18 protein-coding genes are annotated in these 19,529 nt (G+C 45.3%); 17 read left to right on the forward strand and 1 reads right to left on the reverse strand.

Annotation, left to right across the window (positions count from 1 at the left end):
• Positions 1-189 precede the first annotated feature (189 nt).
• Positions 190-1,809 (forward strand): YifB family Mg chelatase-like AAA ATPase, encoded by a 1,620-nt coding sequence (locus tag ACN6NF_RS09420; RefSeq protein ID WP_474317085.1) that lies wholly within the window; start codon positions 190-192, stop codon positions 1,807-1,809.
• Positions 1,810-2,092: 283 nt separating this feature from the next.
• Here ACN6NF_RS09420 and ACN6NF_RS09425 read toward each other — a convergent pair whose 3' ends face one another.
• A complete protein-coding gene (locus tag ACN6NF_RS09425) occupies positions 2,093-2,521 on the reverse strand; it encodes an organic hydroperoxide resistance protein (protein ID WP_474317088.1) in 429 nt (142 codons plus the stop codon).
• Between the two features lie 147 nt (positions 2,522-2,668).
• On the opposite strand from ACN6NF_RS09425, the gene ACN6NF_RS09430 reads away from it, so the two are divergent.
• The 16 genes from ACN6NF_RS09430 to fliJ all read left to right on the forward strand — a co-directional run bounded on the left by ACN6NF_RS09430 (position 2,669) and on the right by fliJ (position 19,522).
• On the forward strand, positions 2,669-3,139 hold the full coding sequence (locus ACN6NF_RS09430; RefSeq protein WP_474317091.1) for a MarR family winged helix-turn-helix transcriptional regulator: 471 nt from the start codon (positions 2,669-2,671) through the stop codon (positions 3,137-3,139).
• Between the two features lie 339 nt (positions 3,140-3,478).
• Positions 3,479-4,639, forward strand: coding sequence for an ADP-forming succinate--CoA ligase subunit beta (sucC, locus tag ACN6NF_RS09435; protein ID WP_063208976.1), 1,161 nt, complete (start codon positions 3,479-3,481; stop codon positions 4,637-4,639).
• Between the two features lie 49 nt (positions 4,640-4,688).
• Complete coding sequence (sucD, locus tag ACN6NF_RS09440; RefSeq protein ID WP_013370665.1) at positions 4,689-5,618, forward strand: succinate--CoA ligase subunit alpha; 930 nt, start codon at positions 4,689-4,691, stop codon at positions 5,616-5,618.
• A 228-nt stretch (positions 5,619-5,846) separates the two neighbouring features.
• Entirely contained in the window at positions 5,847-6,965 is a 1,119-nt protein-coding gene (gene dprA, locus ACN6NF_RS09445) for a DNA-processing protein DprA (protein ID WP_474317094.1), read from the forward strand.
• A gap of 214 nt (positions 6,966-7,179) precedes the next feature.
• Entirely contained in the window at positions 7,180-9,282 is a 2,103-nt protein-coding gene (gene topA / locus ACN6NF_RS09450; RefSeq protein ID WP_474317096.1) for a type I DNA topoisomerase, read from the forward strand.
• A gap of 27 nt (positions 9,283-9,309) precedes the next feature.
• Positions 9,310-10,650 carry an FADH(2)-oxidizing methylenetetrahydrofolate--tRNA-(uracil(54)-C(5))-methyltransferase TrmFO gene (gene trmFO, locus ACN6NF_RS09455; RefSeq protein ID WP_474317098.1) on the forward strand — a complete coding sequence of 447 codons (1,341 nt, stop codon included), beginning with the start codon at positions 9,310-9,312 and terminating at the stop codon, positions 10,648-10,650.
• A 26-nt stretch (positions 10,651-10,676) separates the two neighbouring features.
• Entirely contained in the window at positions 10,677-11,219 is a 543-nt protein-coding gene (gene hslV / locus ACN6NF_RS09460; protein WP_013370669.1) for an ATP-dependent protease subunit HslV, read from the forward strand.
• Between the two features lie 36 nt (positions 11,220-11,255).
• Positions 11,256-12,656 carry an ATP-dependent protease ATPase subunit HslU gene (gene hslU, locus ACN6NF_RS09465; protein WP_017427922.1) on the forward strand — a complete coding sequence of 467 codons (1,401 nt, stop codon included), beginning with the start codon at positions 11,256-11,258 and terminating at the stop codon, positions 12,654-12,656.
• Positions 12,657-13,063: 407 nt separating this feature from the next.
• Positions 13,064-13,471: a flagellar basal body rod protein FlgB gene (gene flgB / locus ACN6NF_RS09470; protein ID WP_474317101.1), complete on the forward strand. Its 408-nt coding sequence runs from the start codon at positions 13,064-13,066 to the stop codon at positions 13,469-13,471.
• Positions 13,472-13,477: 6 nt separating this feature from the next.
• Complete coding sequence (flgC, locus tag ACN6NF_RS09475; RefSeq protein WP_013370672.1) at positions 13,478-13,930, forward strand: flagellar basal body rod protein FlgC; 453 nt, start codon at positions 13,478-13,480, stop codon at positions 13,928-13,930.
• 39 nt (positions 13,931-13,969) lie between these two features.
• Complete coding sequence (gene fliE, locus ACN6NF_RS09480; RefSeq protein ID WP_007430020.1) at positions 13,970-14,284, forward strand: flagellar hook-basal body complex protein FliE; 315 nt, start codon at positions 13,970-13,972, stop codon at positions 14,282-14,284.
• A 37-nt stretch (positions 14,285-14,321) separates the two neighbouring features.
• Complete coding sequence (gene fliF / locus ACN6NF_RS09485; RefSeq protein WP_474317102.1) at positions 14,322-15,905, forward strand: flagellar basal-body MS-ring/collar protein FliF; 1,584 nt, start codon at positions 14,322-14,324, stop codon at positions 15,903-15,905.
• Between the two features lie 11 nt (positions 15,906-15,916).
• Positions 15,917-16,933 carry a flagellar motor switch protein FliG gene (gene fliG, locus ACN6NF_RS09490; protein ID WP_045243858.1) on the forward strand — a complete coding sequence of 339 codons (1,017 nt, stop codon included), beginning with the start codon at positions 15,917-15,919 and terminating at the stop codon, positions 16,931-16,933.
• The gene (locus ACN6NF_RS09495) at positions 16,926-17,762 is read left to right on the forward strand and encodes a FliH/SctL family protein (protein WP_474317104.1); all 837 of its coding nucleotides are present in this window, start codon (positions 16,926-16,928) and stop codon (positions 17,760-17,762) included. The genes fliG and ACN6NF_RS09495 overlap by 8 nt, the downstream gene beginning before the upstream one ends.
• Positions 17,749-19,068: a flagellar protein export ATPase FliI gene (gene fliI / locus ACN6NF_RS09500; protein WP_016820950.1), complete on the forward strand. Its 1,320-nt coding sequence runs from the start codon at positions 17,749-17,751 to the stop codon at positions 19,066-19,068. Before ACN6NF_RS09495 ends, fliI begins: the two co-directional genes overlap by 14 nt.
• Positions 19,069-19,078: 10 nt before the next feature.
• A complete protein-coding gene (gene fliJ / locus ACN6NF_RS09505) occupies positions 19,079-19,522 on the forward strand; it encodes a flagellar export protein FliJ (RefSeq protein WP_149032767.1) in 444 nt (147 codons plus the stop codon).
• The last annotated feature ends 7 nt before the right edge of the window (positions 19,523-19,529 follow it).

Genomic DNA, 19,529 nt, shown 5'->3' on the forward strand with positions numbered 1-19,529 from the left:
GCTGATAATAACCTTAATTGACAAATAATCTGTCGTCAGATAAGCTTAGTTGAGGGTTTGAAATTAGGGTTGAGAGCTAAGTTTAGAACATTATATTTGCAATAAATGAAAATTTGGAAGCACCTTTTTTCATATAGGCAATGATTCCCGAGAGGGACATTTCAATATGAGGAGAGGTGCTTTTTTGGTATGTATGGAAAATTACATGGAGCTTGTCTATATGGGATAGATGGCGTTCTGATCGAAGTTGAGACTGATTTGTCCAATGGCTTGCCTCAGACCGCGATTATCGGATTGCCGGATTCAGCGATTCGAGAGGCAGTAGAGCGTGTGAGAGCAGCAATCAAAAATTGTGGTTTCAAATATCCGTCCCAGCGTGTCACGATTAACTTAGCTCCTGCTGATTTGCGTAAGGAAGGCTCATCTTTCGATCTTGCGATCGCTTTAGGCTTGCTGACAACCAGTGAGCAGGTTGTTTTACCAGTGGGGGAACGAACGCTGTTTATTGGCGAGCTGGCGTTGGATGGTAGCATTCGCCCTGTGAATGGGGTGTTGTCCATGGTTGATCTAGCCAAGCGAGAGGGATTCGATTCCGTGCTGATTCCTCAGGAAAACGCAAGCGAGGCTCGTCTAATTACGGATATACGTATTTACGCTATACGTCATCTGGCGGATCTTATCCCGGTTAATGATCATGCACAAGGCATCCCAGACGGCCAAGTGACCGATCAAAATTGTACTGCCAGTAAACAAGTCATAATTCGTTCCTATGACCATTTATCCCGAGGAGAGCATGTGCCGTTGTGTGAGCAAGAAGGGCTCACCAGTAATATGGAGGATTACAGTGATGTGCTGGGTCAGCTACACGCCAAACGTGCGTTAGTTATCGCTGCAGCAGGAATGCATAATATTCTTCTTATGGGGCCGCCGGGTGCTGGAAAAACGATGCTCATCCGCAGATTACCCTCTATCCTGCCGCCTTTGACTGAAAAGGAGTCGTTAGAAGTGACCAAGGTATACAGCGCAGCAGGAAAATGGAAGGAGTCATCGCCTCATCTCATGCATGTTCGTCCCTTCCGTGCGCCTCATCATACAATCTCTGCTGCTGGATTGGTGGGCGGAGGAGGCATACCCAAACCAGGAGAAATCAGTCTTGCACACCGAGGAATTTTATTTCTGGATGAGTTGCCTGAGTTTAACCGTCATGTGCTAGAAGTGCTGCGGCAACCTTTGGAAGACCATCATGTTACAATCAGTCGTTCACGTGCAGTGTTTAGGTATCCGGCGCATTTTTTACTTGCAGCTTCTTTAAATCCGTGTCACTGTGGCTTTTTCGGCAATAACACGGAACATCATCGCTGTACCTGTTCACCTGCAGCAGTAGCTCGATACCGTTCACGTATTTCCGGTCCATTGCTGGATCGAATTGATCTTCAGCTTGAGGTCTCACAACCAAAGGATTGGCGAGAGGAAAAAGAATCACTGTCATCTGCTGACATGAGAAAGCAGGTGTTGGCTGCTAGAGCAATACAAATCCGCAGATACAGCAAGCTTCCTTTTTCATGGAATAGTGAGCTGTCCGGTCAGATGCTGCGTAATTATGCGGTATTGGAACAAAATGCAGCAGAGCTACTTGAACAGACCATGGATGCACTTGGTTTAAGCATGCGTGCGTATGATCGAATTCTCAAGTTGTCCCGCACCATTGCAGACTTACATGAGTCAGAGAAAATTACGACTTCACATGTGGCTGAAGCTATTCAATATCGCCATCTGGATAAAGCAAATGTAAATTTTTCTGAAATGTAAAAAGACGATAGAATTAACAGTTACCGCACGATCATTTTTATGAAAAAGTACTTCTAAGAAAAATATGCGAGAGAATGGAAAAACGGAAAAAAGGACAAAAAAAAGCTCCAGGCAAAAAGACCTGGAGAAGCAAAAAAGATTATGACAATAGTGATTATACTATGGGTATATCACTTTCGTATATACGATTATGCATCATCTCCCATGTTACTTGATGGAAAAACAACAAGCCCGTTGACCAATACGGTTAAGGGGCTGTTGTGAAATTTATTCTATCTCTAAGTTACAAAACGTTCAGCTTCACTTCAATATTACCGCGGGTAGCGCGGGAGTATGGACATTGTTCATGTGCGCCTTCTACCAGTTTTACCGCAGTTTCATGATCAACGCCTTTAACCAGCACGTCAAGGTTTACGCTGATTCCGAAGCCGCCGTCTTCGACTTTGCCAAAATGGACCGTAGCTGTGACTTCGGTACCTTCATGTTTTACACGCTGCATGCGAGCAACCATATTTAAAGCACTATCAAAGCAAGCAGAATAGCCTGCTGCGAACAGTTGCTCTGGATTTGTACCCGCACCACCAGCGCCACCCATTTCTTTTGGAGTATCAATATTTAAACGAAGTTCAGGAGAAGAAGACTCGATAGATCCGTTACGTCCACCAACCGCTTTTACTGTTGTTTCATACATTTTTTGTTGAATGGTCATCATAATTAAATCACTGCCTCTCGCTCAAATTATATTTTACACAATTTAATTTAACAAAATAATTATTGTTTGTAAAGTATTTTAGGCAATTAGAATGTATTTTGTTATATAATGTGCTAAAATAATGACGAAAGTAGGTGATTAGACAGCATGGAAAACAACTCTAATAAAGATGCAGCATTGAAACTTGATAATCAGTTATGCTTTGCCATATATGCATGCTCCAGAGAAATTACAAAGTTGTACCAGCCTTATCTGGAAAAGCTTGGTGTGACGTACTCGCAATATTTGGTGCTTATCGTGCTTTGGGAGCGTGAAGAGTGTACAGTGAAGGAATTAGGTGAGGCGTTATATTTGGATTCCGGCACACTAACTCCACTATTAAAGAGGTTGCAGAACGCCGGGTTGATCGATCGAAAGCGTTCCACTCAAGATGAGCGTAAGGTGCTGATTTCTTTGACGACAGAGGGAAGAGCGTTGCGGGATAAAGCCCTGTCTGTACCAGGATGTATACAGGAAAAAACAAGTATGACTCATGATCAATTTGAGTCGCTTCTGCTTGAGTTCAATGATCTGCTCGATCGTGTTCATCTAGCGAATGTACAAATTGAAAAATCATAGCAGGTACTTTCAGTTGCTCTTGCGAATTTTACGGCATGAGTTGTTCTTAACTGAAAGGAAAAATGCCTTTTAAGTCTAATGACATAAAGTGCCTCTCGTTGTGGATTAGGTAATCCCATTTTGTGGAGGTGCTTTTTTGTGTGAATTTGTATTAAAAATAAATATCCAATAATATCCAAACATTCGATTTTGGGAATGATAATGATATCAAAATACTGTAATTCATGAGGTTAAATTATAAGGAAAGCGTTTTAAAAACATGTTACAATGATGTAGGTTTAGTATAGATTTCCTTGTGAACCGCCCTTGTTGCAGTCATGTTGATAGGAGGATTCCAGAATGAATATCCATGAATATCAGGGTAAAGAAGTGTTAAAGCAGTACGGAGTGGCTGTACCGAACGGCAAGGTCGCCTATACGGTGGAAGAAGCCGTTGCGGCAGCAGAATCGCTTGGAAGCGCTGTTACGGTCGTAAAAGCACAAATTCATGCTGGTGGACGCGGTAAAGCGGGTGGCGTAAAAGTTGCCAAAGGCTTGGATGAGGTGCGGACTTTTGCTTCTGAAATTTTGGGTAAGGTGCTAGTGACACATCAGACCGGACCTGAAGGTAAAGAGGTCAAACGCCTTTTGATTGAGGAAGGCTGTGATATTCGCAAAGAATATTACGTAGGTGTTGTCGTGGATCGTGCGACTGGACGCATCGTGATGATGGCCTCCGAAGAAGGCGGTACGGAAATCGAAGAGGTGGCTGCGGCTACTCCGGAGAAGATTTTTAAAGCAGTTGTTGATCCAGCAATTGGGCTTCAGGTGTATCAAGCTCGTAAGCTGGCGTATGAGATTAATATCCCCAATGAGCTGGTAAATAAAGCAGTTAAGTTTATGCTGGCGCTTTACGAAGCTTTTGTGGACAAGGACTGTTCGATTGCAGAAATTAATCCCCTAGTTGTTACGGGTGATGGGAATGTACTGGCGCTGGATGCCAAATTGAATTTTGATTCTAATGCGTTGTTCCGTCACAAGGATATTTTGGAATTGCGTGATTTGGATGAAGAGGATGAGAAGGAAATTGAGGCATCTAAATATGATCTAAGCTACATCGCTTTGGACGGAAATATCGGCTGTATGGTCAATGGTGCGGGTTTGGCGATGGCCACGATGGATATTATCAAATATTACGGTGGCGATCCGGCCAATTTCCTAGATGTTGGAGGCGGTGCAACGACGGAAAAGGTAACCGAAGCGTTCAAAATCATTTTGTCCGATCCGAAGGTAGAAGGTATTTTCGTCAACATTTTCGGCGGGATTATGCAGTGTGACATCATTGCGAACGGCGTCGTGGAGGCTGCCAAACAGTTGGGGCTGACTCGCCCGCTTGTTGTCCGTCTTGAAGGAACGAATGTTGAGCTCGGCAAACAGATTTTAGCGGAATCCGGTTTGAATATTGTGGCAGCCGATTCCATGGCGGATGGTGCCCAAAAAATCGTTGAACTTGTTCAATAGCCTGTTTGCATTCCGATATGCCGAATAAACGATAGGGGATGTGAAGATCGTGAGTATTTTGGTCGATAAGCATACAAAGGTGATTACACAGGGGATTACGGGAAAAACGGCGTTGTTCCATGCCAAAGGTGCACTTGATTACGGTACACAGATGGTAGGTGGCACCTCTCCAGGTAAGGGAGGCACCGAGGTGGAAATTACACTGGAGAACGGACAACAGGTCAAACTGCCAGTGTTTAACACAGTAAGCGAAGCTAAGGAAGCTACGGGTGCCACTGCTAGCGTTATTTACGTGCCGCCGGCTTTCGCAGCGGATTCCATTTTGGAGGCTGTGGATGCAGAACTGGACCTCGTGATTTGTATCACAGAGGGGATTCCGGTACTTGATATGATCAAGGTCAAACGTTTTATGGAAGGCAAAAAGACTGTTCTGATTGGCCCTAACTGTCCGGGTGTTATTACGCCAGGAGAGTGCAAGATTGGTATCATGCCAGGTTACATTCATCTGCCAGGTCATGTAGGTGTTGTGTCACGTAGTGGTACTTTGACCTACGAGGCAGTGCATCAGTTAACCACTCGAGGTATAGGTCAATCTTCAGCGGTTGGTATTGGCGGTGACCCTGTTAAAGGTTCAGAATTCATTGATATTTTACATCGCTTTAATGAGGACCCCAACACTCACGCTGTCATTATGATCGGAGAAATCGGTGGTACAGCCGAGGAAGAGGCTGCCGAGTGGATCAGGGACAATATGACGAAGCCAGTCGTTGGTTTTATCGGTGGGGTGACTGCGCCTCCAGGCAAACGGATGGGGCATGCAGGTGCCATTATTTCTGGCGGAAAAGGAACGGCAAAAGAGAAGATTGCTACGCTTGAAGCCTGTGGGATCAAGGTGGCACCGACTCCTTCCGAGATGGGCTCGACACTGGTAAGTGTGTTGGAAGCACGTGGTATTTTGAATTTGTGTACGACACATTAAATCGTGTTTCTTCATTAATATACAGGCTGTAAATCAGCATCGAAATTTACTGCTGGCTAGTGTATAATGAAAGAAAGGTAAGCAACCTTTTTATCTTCTGAAACAGGGGATGAAAAGGTTGCTTTTTTTTGCGTTGAGACAGGCTTATCAGGGAAACGCTTGCAAAATGATTCATTGTGCCACAAAATAAGGAAGGGTTCACTCTTCCATGAATGGGGGAACCACAGTTTGGAAGAAAGATGGCTTTTATTAGGTCTACATGAGTTAGAGGGAATCGGAAGAAGAACAATTCAGCGTATTTGGTCGAGTGAAGTTCGTTTGCATGAGCTACTGCATTTTAGCGAACAAAAGTGGATTGAGATAGGCTTAAGTCCCACCCAGGCACGCATTGCGGCACACTGTTACGATGAAGAATGGGTGCATGAACGATATCAGCGACTTCAATCCAGTGATATTGGTATGGTAACTTATGTGGACGAAGATTACCCCCTATTAATGAAGGAAACAGTTGACCCACCTTGGGTAATGTATACAAAAGGGGATCAATCGCTTTTGCACACATGTTCTGTAGCCATGGTAGGAACTCGTGTTCCTACTGCGTATGGTCGTAGAGCAGCGGAGATACTAACAGAGGAATTATGTAATGCAGGGATTACAGTGGTTAGTGGATTAGCGAGAGGGATTGACAGTATTTGTCACGAAACAGCCCTGCGCCGGGGAGGAAATACGATTGGTGTGCTTGGAACAGCGATTGATCAAATTTATCCTCCCCAAAATGCCTCTTTGTTTGCAGAGATGGCTAGTAAAGGCCTGATTGTATCGGAGTATCCTCCAGGTACGAGGTCACATCCCGGAATGTTTCCGCAACGTAATCGCATTATTGCCGGTTTAACGAAGGGGACACTCGTTGTTGAAGCAGACGCTAGAAGCGGTTCCTTAATTACAGCGGATGCTGCGCTGGAGGCAAATCGAGATGTGTTTGCTGTTCCTGGACCCATTACGTCACCGAAGAGTAAAGGTACGCTGAACTTGATTAAGCAAGGAGCCAAAACGGTCACTGAAGCTTCGGATATTATTGAGGAGTATGAAGCAGATTTGCGTACAAGGCAGGTTTCTTCATACAATAGAGAACAGAGTCTTAATCTTAAGAAGGTCTCTAAAGCATCAGAAAGTGAGACTTCTGAGGAAAAGCGTATAGTGGTGCTGCTGGAACAAGGAACCATGACACTGGATGAACTGATTGATGCTACGGCATGGGATTTTGGACTTTTACACGCAGTTCTGTTATCGTTAATCATAAAAAAAAGGATCGCTCAGCTAGCGGGCACAAAATACAAGCTTATTTAGTAGTTGTTTTTGTCAAATCCTTAGTTAGTAAATGCGCAAAATTCAATTTTAAACATAGCTGGAGGGAAATATGGCGTTTATCCGCATCGCGGATTCCTACTTTCCCCACTTCCTGAAATGTGTTGAATTTATAGCTCGTACTAACGAACTATAGCTTACCACATTTCAGGAAGTCTATCATATTCATGTGTGTAATTGAGAGGAGGAAGAGCCTATGGCGGATTCACTCGTCATCGTGGAATCGCCTTCCAAGGCGAAGACGATCGGCAAATACTTAGGCAGCAAATATATCGTCAAGGCTTCCATGGGTCATATCAGGGATTTACCTAAGAGCCAGATCGGCGTAGAGGTCGAAAATGATTTTAATCCCAAATATATTACCATTCGAGGTAAAGGCTCTATTCTAAAAGAGTTAAAGGATGCCCGGAAAAAAGTGAAAAAAGTATATCTGGCGGCTGACCCGGATCGCGAAGGTGAGGCTATTGCCTGGCATCTGGCGCATGCGCTGGAACTGGACGATACGGCGGATTGTCGTGTGGTGTTTAATGAAATAACGAAGCAGGCTGTCAAAGATGCTTTTAAGACCCCACGCAAGATCAATATGGATTTGGTTAATGCGCAGCAGGCACGACGGATATTGGATCGACTTGTCGGCTACAAAATTAGTCCATTGCTCTGGAAAAAGGTAAAGAAGGGTCTATCAGCTGGGCGTGTACAGTCGGTTGCAGTGAAAATTATTTTGGACCGGGAAAACGAGATCAATGAGTTTGTACCGGAAGAATACTGGACGATCACAGCTAAACTAGCTATTAAAGACAGCACTTTTGAAGCGAAATTCCATAAGCTGCGCGGTGAAAAGAAAGAGCTCTCCAGCGAAGCGGATGTACAAGAAGTGCTGAATGCTATCGGAAAATCGTCTTACAAGGTGCGCGATGTGAAAGAGAAGGAGCGTTTACGCAATCCGTCTCCTCCATTCACAACAAGTTCCTTGCAGCAAGAGGCGGCTCGAAAGCTCAACTTTCGGGCCTCTAAAACGATGTCTGTAGCGCAGCAGCTGTATGAGGGTGTGGATCTAGGTAAAGAAGGGACTGTGGGTCTGATTACGTATATGCGTACGGATTCCACACGAATCGCCACTTCGGCTCAAGAGGAAGCGAAAGAAGTTATTATTCAAAAATATGGCGAAGATTTTGTGCCTGAAAGTCCTCGTCAGTATTCGAAAAAATCGGCTAATGCTCAGGATGCGCATGAAGCGATTCGTCCAACCTCCGCCTTGCGTGAGCCGGAAACCGTTAAGCCTTTTATGAGTAGAGATCAGTTCCGATTGTACAAACTGATATGGGAACGTTTTATGGCGAGTCAGATGGCTTCCGCTATTATGGATACTTTGTCGGTTGATATTGAAGCAGGCGAGACGATATTCCGGGCAGCCGGTTCGAAGGTTCGCTTTCCAGGCTTCATGAAAGTGTATGTGGAGGGGAATGACGACGGTAAAACCGAAGAAGATAAGCTGTTGCCCCCACTTCAGCCGGGCGATAAGCTGAAAAAGGAATCTGTTGAACCAAAGCAGCATTTTACACAACCGCCTCCTCGTTATACGGAAGCACGACTGGTGAAGACACTGGAGGAATTGGGTATAGGACGCCCGAGTACGTATGCACCGACCCTGGAAACCATTCAGAAGCGCGGTTACGTTGCTATTGAGGAGAAGAAATTCTTCCCTACCGAGCTGGGAGAGTTGGTCATTGAGCAGATGGAAGAATTTTTTCCAGAGATTCTGAATGTAGAATTTACAGCGAATATGGAAGGTGATCTTGACCACGTCGAAGAGGGCGAAGGTGATTGGGTCAAGGTGTTGAGCGACTTCTACGAGTCATTCGAAAAGCGCCTGGAAGTGGCTGAAGAAGAAATGAAAGAAATTGAAATCAAGGATGAAGTATCCGACGTCATCTGTGACAAGTGTGGCAGTCAAATGGTATATAAGCTAGGCCGCTTTGGTAAATTTCTGGCCTGCTCTGCCTTCCCGGATTGCCGTAACACCAAGCCAATTGTCAAGGATATCGGGATGAATTGTCCTACATGCGGTGAGGGACATGTCGTCGAACGACGAAGTAAAAAAGGACGTGTCTTTTACGGATGTGACCGCTACCCAGAATGTGATTTTGTATCCTGGGATAAACCGTCCATTAAGCCTTGTCCAAGTTGCAGTGGCCTAATGGTCGAAAAACGTACTAAACAGGGGACGAAGCTCAACTGCACCGTCTGCGATCACAGCGAAATGCTGGAAGAGAGCGATGAGAGTGTAGAGACTTCTTAAGAACAAAGATAGCAGGGGGATTTAAAAGTGAGTGAACTACAAAAGGTAACGGTCATCGGAGCAGGTTTGGCGGGCAGCGAAGCTGCCTGGCAAATTGCAAGCCGTGGAGTGCCAGTTAAGTTATATGAGATGAGACCGGTTGTAAAAACACCCGCACATCATACAGATAAATTTGCCGAACTTGTATGTAGTAATTCCTTGCGCGCAAACGGTATGACGAATGCAGTAGGCGTATTGAAGGAAGAAATGAGAATACTTAACTCTTTGGTTCTGAGTGCGGCAGATCGCCATGCTGTTCCAGCTGGTGGGGCATTGGCAGTGGATCGTGATGGATTTTCCGGTCATATTACAGATACGCTTCATCAACATCCTTTGATCGAGGTCGTTAATGAAGAACTTCAAGAACTCCCGCAGGACGGTATCGTGGTCGTTGCCACGGGACCATTAACTTCTCCAGCTTTGTCAGAACAGATCAAAACGCTGATGGGAGAGGAGTATTTTTATTTCTACGATGCGGCAGCTCCGATTGTAGAGAAGGACTCCATCGATATGAGCAAGGTTTATCTGGCTTCCCGTTATGATAAAGGAGAAGCTGCTTACTTAAATTGTCCGATGAACGAAGCGGAATTCGATGCTTTCTATGAGGCTTTGATTACTGCTGAGGTGGCACAAGTCAAGGAATTCGAAAAAGAAATCTACTTCGAAGGATGTATGCCTATCGAAGTAATGATGCAGCGCGGGAAACAAACGGCATTGTTCGGACCAATGAAACCTGTAGGTCTCGTAAATCCCCATACAGGAGAACTACCCTATGCAGTTGTTCAGCTTCGACAAGACAATGCTGCAGGTACGCTATATAACCTGGTTGGTTTCCAGACTCACCTCAAATGGGGGGAGCAAAAGCGTGTGTTTTCAATGATTCCGGGACTCGAAGAGGCAGAATTTGTACGTTACGGCGTGATGCATCGTAATACCTTTATTAATTCTCCCCAGCAGCTTCACCCAACTTATCAGTTCAAAGGAAGAAGTAATCTGTTCTTTGCCGGACAAATGACTGGTGTAGAGGGTTATGTAGAGTCGGCGGCCTCAGGTTTGCTGGCCGGTATAAATGCAGCACGAGCAGCACGTGAGCAGGAAATGTTTGTATTTCCTGCGGAAACGACACTAGGCAGCATGGCACGATACATTACAACTGCTGATTTCAAACATTTCCAACCGATGAATGCAAACTTTGGTCTGCTTCCAAAGCTGGAGACTCGCATTCGTAACAAAAAGGAAAAGAATGAAGCTCTCGCTAATCGCGCGTTGGAAAGTTTACGCGGTTATATCAACCAAACGGGAGTTATGTCAACAGAAGTACAGGCATAAGGATGAAGGAAAAGGAGGAGCGCGTTATGGATATGTCCTTTCATGCTACCACCATCTGTGCTGTACGCCATAATGGCAAAGGTGCTATTGCGGGTGATGGGCAGGTAACGTTCGGCAACAGTGTTGTGATGAAGCAGACGGCTAAAAAAGTGCGCAGGTTGTATCGTGGTCAGGTCGTTGCGGGATTTGCGGGTTCGGTGGCCGATGCTATCACATTGTTTGAAAAGTTTGAAAATAAGCTGGAGGAACATCACGGCAATCTTCAAAGAGCAGCTGTAGAACTGGCTAAGGACTGGCGGCAGGATCGTGTACTACGCAAGCTGGAAGCACTGATGATTGTGATGGACTCATCCGGGATGTTACTCATTTCTGGAGGCGGAGAAATTATTGAACCCGACGATGATGTGTTGGCCATTGGCTCGGGGGGTAATTTTGCTTTGGCAGCTGCCCGTGCTTTCAAACGTCATGGCTCTGGTATGGAAGCAAAGGACATGGCACGGGAAGCGTTAGAGGTTGCTTCGGAAATATGCGTGTATACGAACAGTCAGATTATCGTGGAAGAATTGTAAATCGGCTCTGAGTATTCAAGGGTGGAGGAATGCAAAATGAATAATCAATCGTTGACGCCCAGACAAGTGGTATCCGAGCTGGATAAGTATATTGTCGGACAAAAGGAAGCTAAAAAATCTGTTGCTGTTGCCTTGCGCAACCGTTATCGGCGTAGTAAACTGCCGGATGATATTCGAGATGAAATTGTGCCTAAAAACATTTTGATGATTGGACCGACAGGTGTGGGTAAAACTGAAATTGCACGTAGACTTGCACGGCTTGTGGGGGCTCCTTTTGTCAAGGTAGAGGCGACCAAATTTACAGAAGTGGGTTACGTTGGTCGTGATGTGGAATCCATGGTGCGGGATCTGATGGAAACCTCTATCCGTATCGTCAAGTCGGAACGGACAGAGAATGTGAAAGACAAAGCGGAGGACATGGCAAATGAACGGATTGTCAATATCCTTGTACCTGCAGAAAAATCAAATAAATCGCAACGCAATCCTTTTGAAATGCTGTTTGGCAATAACACAGGGACTTCGGTAGAAGAAGAACCTCCACAACAGGATGGAACCTTAGCAGAGAAGCGACGAAAGGTTAAATTTGATCTGTTGTCCGGTAAGCTTGAGGATGATGTCATAGAGATTGATGTGGAGGATACCGCACCCAATATGCTCGATATGTTTGCTGGGCAAGGGAATGAACAAATGGGTATGAATATGCAGGAGATGTTCGGAAGTTTCCTGCCTAAGCGGACAAAGAAGCGCAAGCTACCAATCAAGGAAGCCCGCAAGGTACTGATTCAAGATGAAGCAGCCAAGTTGATCGATATGGATGATGTGATTCAGGAGTCTGTGAAGCGTGCTGAGCAATCGGGTATTATTTTTATTGATGAAATAGATAAGATTGCCAGCCAAGGCAAGGGAAGTGGCCCTGATGTGTCGAGAGAAGGAGTCCAGCGCGATATTTTACCTATTGTCGAGGGCTCTACCATTATGACCAAATACGGCCCGGTAAGAACAGATTACATTCTGTTTATTGCTGCAGGGGCTTTTCATGTGGCTAAACCATCAGACCTGATCCCAGAGCTTCAAGGTCGTTTCCCCATCCGGGTTGAGCTAAGTAGTCTGACCTTGGATGAGTTTGTGTCGATATTGACGGAGCCTAAAAATGCGCTGACCAAGCAATACACCGAACTGCTCCGCACCGAGGAAATAGAAGTCGAATTTTCTGCAGAAGCGATCCGTGAGATCGCTAGTATTGCCGAGTCCGTTAATCGCAACACCGAAAATATCGGCGCACGGCGTTTGCATACCATCCTAGAGAAGCTGCTGGAGGATCTGTCATTTGAAGCACCAGAGCTTACATTGGATCGTATGATTATCACCCCGGAATATGTGCGTGAGAAGCTGGGAGATATTGCCCAAAACAGGGACCTTAGTCAGTATATTTTGTGAACTGAGTGTCTAAAAATAGGGTGTGTGGTCCAGAATAACACTATCTTGCACCGTCGTTTAGTCCTAGACACAGGTTAAGTTGATGATTTTTCTGTCTATTCCAAAAGTAGGACGTATAATCTTTTACAGGTGTAAAGTGCTAAGAAAACATTCATTTCCTTGAAAAAAACCTGAAAAATTTAACATTTTATGCATCTAAAGCCCTCTTTTTTAAAAAAGATAGGGCTTTTTTCTTATTGTAATTAGGTCCCAACTCTACGAAACTTAGAATATATGACAGAAAGTTAAGATTTTCTACTTAAGACCTAAAAGAAATGTATAATTATGAAATTTTATTGTCGAAAAAAAGTGAAAAATCTTGTTTTATTGAATCTTACTTTGGAGTAGACGCTGGAGGGAGGAGCTAAATGAATCTGCTGGGTGATATAAGCTTTCAAAAGCTTCAGGCAGGTGTACAGGCGGCCAATACGAGACAACGTGTGATGGCCGATAATATTTCCAATGCGGACACCCCGTATTTTAAGCGTTCGGAGGTTTCATTTGAAGAACTGCTTCAGCAGCAAATGGGCGGTGATGTTACGCCATTACGTGGAAAAGTAACCAATTCAAGACATTTTCAAATAGGACCTGTGAACTCCATTCCTGATGCCGAAGTTATCAAAGATGGGTACTCGGTCATGAATAACAACATGAACAACGTAGATATAGACAGAGAAATGAGTCTTATGGCTGAAAATCAACTAAGATATAATACCTACATCCAAGAAATTAATGAGCGCATCAAAATGATGAGAACAGCGGTAGAAGGGAGATAGGACGAGGTGAAGATTAACAACGGCTTTGATATTAGTGCATCTGCTCTTACGGCCCAGCGGTTGCGGATGGACGTTATATCGAGCAACATTGCCAACGCAGAGACGACTCGGGCGAAGGTAGAGAATGGACAAGCAATTCCATATCGGAGAAAAACGGTTGTTTTGGAGCCGAACCAATCTGGCTTTGCCGATGTTTTGAAGGCTCAAATGGAAGGAAGTAGTACAAGCGCCGCTGGCGTTAAGGTTTCGCAAATTCAGGAAGATCAGTCACCTTTGAAGCCAGTGTACAATCCGGGTCATCCGGACGCTGATAAAGATGGCTATGTATATATGCCTAATGTAGACATAATGAAAGAAATGGTCGACATGATTTCCGCTACACGCTCATACGAAGCCAATGTAACAGCTCTGAATGCTTCAAAGGCGATGGTTTCCAAAGCGCTTGAAATCGGTCGCTAAGATCCAGGACTACTAACTACTTAATAGGGAGAGTAAAACATGATTCAGAACGCCATGTTTAACGTACAGACACCGGTAATACAGCAGATTCAATCGCCTAACAATGAGTTGACGAAAGCGACGCCTTCCGAATCCTTGAAGGATTTTGGCTCCTTCCTAAAGGATGCTCTCAATGAAGTAGGGCAGCAGGAAGCCGCTACACACCAGATGTCCGACCAATTCATGGCAGGCAAAGTTGATGTAGATCAAGTCATGATCACTTCACAACAAGCGCTGCTTTCCCTGCAGCTTACTACACAGGTCCGAAACAAAGCGATCGAAGCCTATCAGGAGATCATGCGTACACAGATGTAAAGTGAGGGTTTAGCAAAGTTTCGGATGGGGTGACGGAGTGAACGAGAGAATCGCCCAATACCGGGATAAGATTTCCGGGTATTGGAATAATTTTAGCAAAAAACAGAAGATATTACTTGTTTCGACATTAGCATTCATCATTATCGCCATTGTAGTGCTAACGATGCAGTTTACCAAAACCGAGTATGAAGTGGCCTTCCGGGATTTAAATGCAAATGATGCCGCCGGGGTCATTAAATATCTCGATTCTGCGGGTATACCGTATCAGCTTAATGCTGGTGGGACACAAATTTCAGTCCCAACTGCTAGTGCAGATAAGGCAAAGGTAGATGTTGGCTCCCAAGGCCTGATACAGAAGGGGTCAATCGGCATGAGCGCCTTTGACCAGTCCTCCTCGGCCATTGGCATGACGGAGAACGAATTCAATGTGAAGTACAATAACGCATTGAACGGCGAAGTACAGCAACTGTTGGAACGGATGGACGGGGTCCAAAGCTCCAAAGCTGTCATTAATATGCCCAAGGAAAACATCTTTGCCGGACTTGAAGAAAAGGACAAAGCCTCTGCTTCGGTTCAAATGGAATTCGAACCTGGCTTTACTCCCAATCAGCAAGCGATCGACGGATATTTTAATCTGGTAAAAACGGCTGTACCGAATTTGCCAGTAGAAAACATTACGATCACCAATAAAGAGTATGAGTTGATTCCAACAGCCAAGGGCGGCCAAGGCGGACTCACGAGTGGTGTTCAGGAAAACATGGCTCTACAGAAGAAGTTTGAGAGCGATGTAAGGAATAATGTTCAACAATTTTTGTCGAAAATTGTTGGAGACGACAAGGTAAACGTGCTCGTTATGTCCCAGCTAAATTTCGACAAAGTAACATCAAAGGAACAAATGGTCACACCTGTTGACCAAACGAAAATGAAGGGTATTGAAATCAGTGCCCAACAAATTCAGGAAAGTTATACGGGCAGTAGTGGACAGACCGGAGGAGTTGCAGGGACAGGAACGCAGGATGTCCCGGGTTACCCTGGAGGAGCCAATTCGGGCAATACCAGCTCGGATAAGAGTTCAAGTACGATTAACTATGAAGTTAACCGAATTGCAAGGGATATTATCCAAAGTCCGTACACTGTAAAAGATTTAACCATTAATGTAGCAGTTGAACCACCAACAGGTCAGCAAACGTTGGATACTGCAACTCAGACAGCAATTCAAAATATTTTGGTTAATATTGTAAGAGCGTCGCTGGCGAATTCCGGTACTACTTTTACAGACGCTGATTTGGCTAAAAAGGTTTCAGTGTTCTCACAAGCTGCTCCGGCGCCTACGAGTACCAATACATTCTTCTCAGCTTCCAACCCGTGGATGTGGGGCATCGGAGCTGCAGTTCTGGCACTGTTGGCGGGTGTAATCTTCTTCATCGTACGCAGTCGTCGTAATCAGGAAGAAGAGTTGGATGAAGAATTGCAACTCATGCCAACGCCGACGGAATTCCCGTCCATTACCATGGAAAGTGTGACAAATGAAAGTCAAGTGCGTAAACAGCTTGAAAGTCTGGCGAAAAAGAAACCCGACGAATTCGTCAATCTGCTTCGTACATGGCTGGCTGACGAATAGAGGTGAGTTCATTGGCAAAGGCAAGCAGTCAAGGTTTAACGGGAAGACAGAAAGCAGCTATTCTTTTGATCACAATGGGGCCAGAAGTATCTGCACAAATATTCAAGCATTTGCGTGATGAAGAGATCGAGCAACTTACATTGGAAATTGCCAATGTACGGAAGGTCGATGCCATTGAAAAGGACTCCATTATGGCCGAGTTTCATCAAATTTGTCTGGCTCAGGAGTACATTTCCCAAGGCGGTATTAATTACGCCAAAGAAATATTGGAAAAAGCGCTCGGATCGCAAAAAGCTGTTGAGGTCATTAATCGTTTGACAGCGACATTACAGGTGAGACCTTTCGATTTTGCTCGTAAGGCGGATCCGAACCAGATACTGAATTTTATACAAAATGAGAATCCGCAAACCATTGCTCTCGTGCTTTCATACTTGCAGTTCGAGCAAGCAGCGGCAATTCTATCGTCCCTGCCACAGGAAAAGCAGGCAGAAGTGGCCCGGCGTGTTGCTGTCATGGACAGTACATCTCCGGAAGTCATCTCTCAAGTGGAGAGAGTATTGGAACAAAAGCTCTCGGCAACTGCAACGCAGGATTACACGAATGCAGGCGGTATCGAGTCTATCGTTCAGATTTTGAATGGGGTAGACCGCGGAACCGAGCGTACAATTCTCGACTCGCTTGAAATTCAAGACCCTGAACTGGCTGAGGAAATCAAGAAAAGAATGTTCGTTTTCGAGGATATCGTCAATGTGGACAACCGGTCCATTCAACGCATTATCCGCGATATCGACAATGCAGACTTGCAATTGGCGCTTAAAGTGTCGAGTGAAGAAGTACGCGATGTAATTTTCCGAAATATGTCGAAACGTATGGCAGAAACCTTCAAAGAGGAAATGGAGTACATGGGACCGGTGCGGCTGCGTGATGTGGAAGAAGCACAGACACGTATCGTATCAACGATCCGCAGATTGGAAGAGGCCGGTGAGATTATAATTGCACGCGGCGGAGGAGATGACATCATTGTCTAACTTGATTAAATCTTTCCAATATGTGCCTGTAGAGGCTTTGAAAACGATTGATGTGGCACATACGTACGTGCCAGAAACGACGGATGAAGAAATCACAACCGAATTTACGGAGCCAGAGCCTCAGCGAGATTATGAGGCAGAACGGCTCCGAGATGAAATGCTGAATGATGCTAAGGACTTCGCCGAACGTCAGGTACGCGAGGCAGCTGAAGAAGCGGAACGAATGCTTCAGGAAGCACAGCAGCAGATCGAAGATTGGTGGCAGGAACGACGCGAGCATGACGAACAGTTGATTCAGTCGATAAAAGCAGATGGATTTCAACAAGGATATGAAGAAGGACAGAAGTTAGCCGAGGCTGAGCTTCAGACGAAATCGGAACAGATGATGGAAGAAGCACAAGATATTCTGCGTCAGGCCTATGAGATTAAGGAACAACTGATTCAGGAAGCCGAGCCTTTTCTGGTTGAACTGAGTAGTGCGATTGCCGAGAAGGTCATTGAAAAACAGCTTAGTCTTGAACCAGAATATACGATTGAGTTAATTCGCAAAAATTTGGCTCGTAAGCGAGAAAAAGGAATCATTACATTGTGTGTGTCGCCTCAGCATTTCGCATTTGTGCAAGGTGCGAGGGAAGAATTGTCATTAACTGTCGATTCACAGGCAGAACTGCAAATTATTCCTGATGGTACCGTAAAGGATCGCGGTTGCGTCATTCGTTCTTCTTTTGGAAGTGTGGACGCCCGGATCGATACGCAATTAGCTGAGATTAAAAAGGAACTACTGCGTCTGGCACATGAGAATGAGGAGCGAAGACATGAAGGGGCTTAATGCGCAGCGCTACATGGATCATTTGCGACAGCTGGACCCAGTTCGGGTGAATGGCAAGGTTACACAGGTTATCGGCTTGATGGTTGAATCGGAAGGTCCAGACGCCAGCATCGGGGACGTTTGTTATATTTATCCGGGCAAAGCGGCAAAGCCATTACAGGCAGAGGTTGTTGGCTTCAGAGACAATAAAGTGCTTCTGATGCCACTTGGAGAACTACAATCCATTGGTCCTGGCTGTGATGTCGTAGGAACAGGAAAGCCACTGAATGTGCAGGTGGGATCGGAACTTTTAGGCAAAGTGCTGGATGGTTTGGGCCAGCCTTTGGATGGTTCACTGATTCCCTCGCGAATGGCGAGATATTCAACTTTCAATATACCGTCTAATCCGCTGAATCGTCCGCGTGTACAGGAACCCATTAGTATCGGAGTACGTGCAATTGATGGATTGCTTACGATTGGTAAAGGACAACGGGTTGGTATTTTTGCGGGTTCGGGTGTAGGTAAGAGTACTTTGATGGGTATGATTGCCCGTAATACGGAAGCCGATGTGAACGTAATTGCCTTGATCGGAGAACGTGGACGCGAGGTGCTGGACTTTATTGAACGGGATTTGGGTCCAGAGGGACTTGAACGCTCTGTGGTCATTGTGGCAACGTCCGACCAGCCTGCGTTGATCCGCATTAAGGGTGCACTTATTGCAACGACGATAGCGGAATATTTCCGGGATCGCGGCTTGAATGTCATGCTGATGATGGATTCAGTTACCCGGTATGCGATGGCCCAGCGTGAAGTCGGTCTAGCAGTAGGGGAGCCACCAGCAATGAGAGGATACACTCCTTCTGTGTTTGCTAGTCTGCCTAAGCTTCTGGAACGTGCAGGGACAGGACCTACTGGCTCCATAACCGCATTTTATACAGTGCTGGTTGATGGTGACGACATGAACGAGCCGATCGCGGATGCGGTGCGTGGGATATTGGATGGACACATTGTCTTGAACCGTGGGATTGCGAACAAAGGACATTTTCCCGCAATTGATGTGTTAGCAAGTATTAGTCGGGTTATGAAGGACATTGCACCACGAGATCAGATAGATGCTGCCGAAAATATTAAGCGCTTGATGGCCATTTACAAAGATTCAGAGGACCTCATTAATATTGGGGCTTATCAACAGGGTTCGAATGCAGAAATTGACGAATCTATGGAGCGCATACGAGATATATGGGATTTTACAAGACAAAGAACAGATGAAAAGGCTGAGCTGGACGAAGTACGAGAACGTTTGATTTCTGAATTTACGAGGAGATGAAGGTTGAACGATGAGATTTCAGTATTCCTTTCAAAAAGTTGTAGACTTGAAAACGAACGAAAAGTCACAGGCCGAATGGCTGCTTTCCAGTGCTGTTGGACAATTGCAGGCTGAGGAGCAGACATTAACACAGCTTATAGGCGAAAGGAATCGGGTCATATCAGCCATTCAAAAGGCTGCCGAAGATTGCGCGCCACTCTCTAGCATTCAGGAATTACAAGCTTATGTCAATCATCTGGACCAATGTATTACACGCAAGCATAGGGATGTTCAATATGCGCAGCAAAATGTGCAAAGCAAACAAACCGTTTTGACCGATAAAATGCTGGATGAACAAGTTTGGCTGAAAGCGAGAGAGAAGGCCAACGTGAAATTCCAACAGGAAATGCTCCTGCGCGAGCAGAATGAGCTGGATGAAATGGCTTCCGTGCGATTTGCCATGAAAGCCCGGTAAGCGGAAC

It is taken from the genome of Paenibacillus sp. TSM33 (genome assembly GCF_056099025.1).

What these genes read in the sequence shown, in the direction of transcription:
- ACN6NF_RS09420 (WP_474317085.1), top strand. Translation starts at nt 190, where the DNA reads ATGTATGGAAAATTACATGGAGCTTGTCTATATGGGATAGATGGCGTT.
- ACN6NF_RS09425 (WP_474317088.1), bottom strand. Translation starts at nt 2,521, where the DNA reads ATGATGACCATTCAACAAAAAATGTATGAAACAACAGTAAAAGCGGTT.
- ACN6NF_RS09430 (WP_474317091.1), top strand. Translation starts at nt 2,669, where the DNA reads ATGGAAAACAACTCTAATAAAGATGCAGCATTGAAACTTGATAATCAG.
- sucC (WP_063208976.1), top strand. Translation starts at nt 3,479, where the DNA reads ATGAATATCCATGAATATCAGGGTAAAGAAGTGTTAAAGCAGTACGGA.
- topA (WP_474317096.1), top strand. Translation starts at nt 7,180, where the DNA reads ATGGCGGATTCACTCGTCATCGTGGAATCGCCTTCCAAGGCGAAGACG.
- hslV (WP_013370669.1), top strand. Translation starts at nt 10,677, where the DNA reads ATGGATATGTCCTTTCATGCTACCACCATCTGTGCTGTACGCCATAAT.
- hslU (WP_017427922.1), top strand. Translation starts at nt 11,256, where the DNA reads ATGAATAATCAATCGTTGACGCCCAGACAAGTGGTATCCGAGCTGGAT.
- flgB (WP_474317101.1), top strand. Translation starts at nt 13,064, where the DNA reads ATGAATCTGCTGGGTGATATAAGCTTTCAAAAGCTTCAGGCAGGTGTA.
- fliE (WP_007430020.1), top strand. Translation starts at nt 13,970, where the DNA reads ATGATTCAGAACGCCATGTTTAACGTACAGACACCGGTAATACAGCAG.
- fliI (WP_016820950.1), top strand. Translation starts at nt 17,749, where the DNA reads ATGAAGGGGCTTAATGCGCAGCGCTACATGGATCATTTGCGACAGCTG.
- fliJ (WP_149032767.1), top strand. Translation starts at nt 19,079, where the DNA reads ATGAGATTTCAGTATTCCTTTCAAAAAGTTGTAGACTTGAAAACGAAC.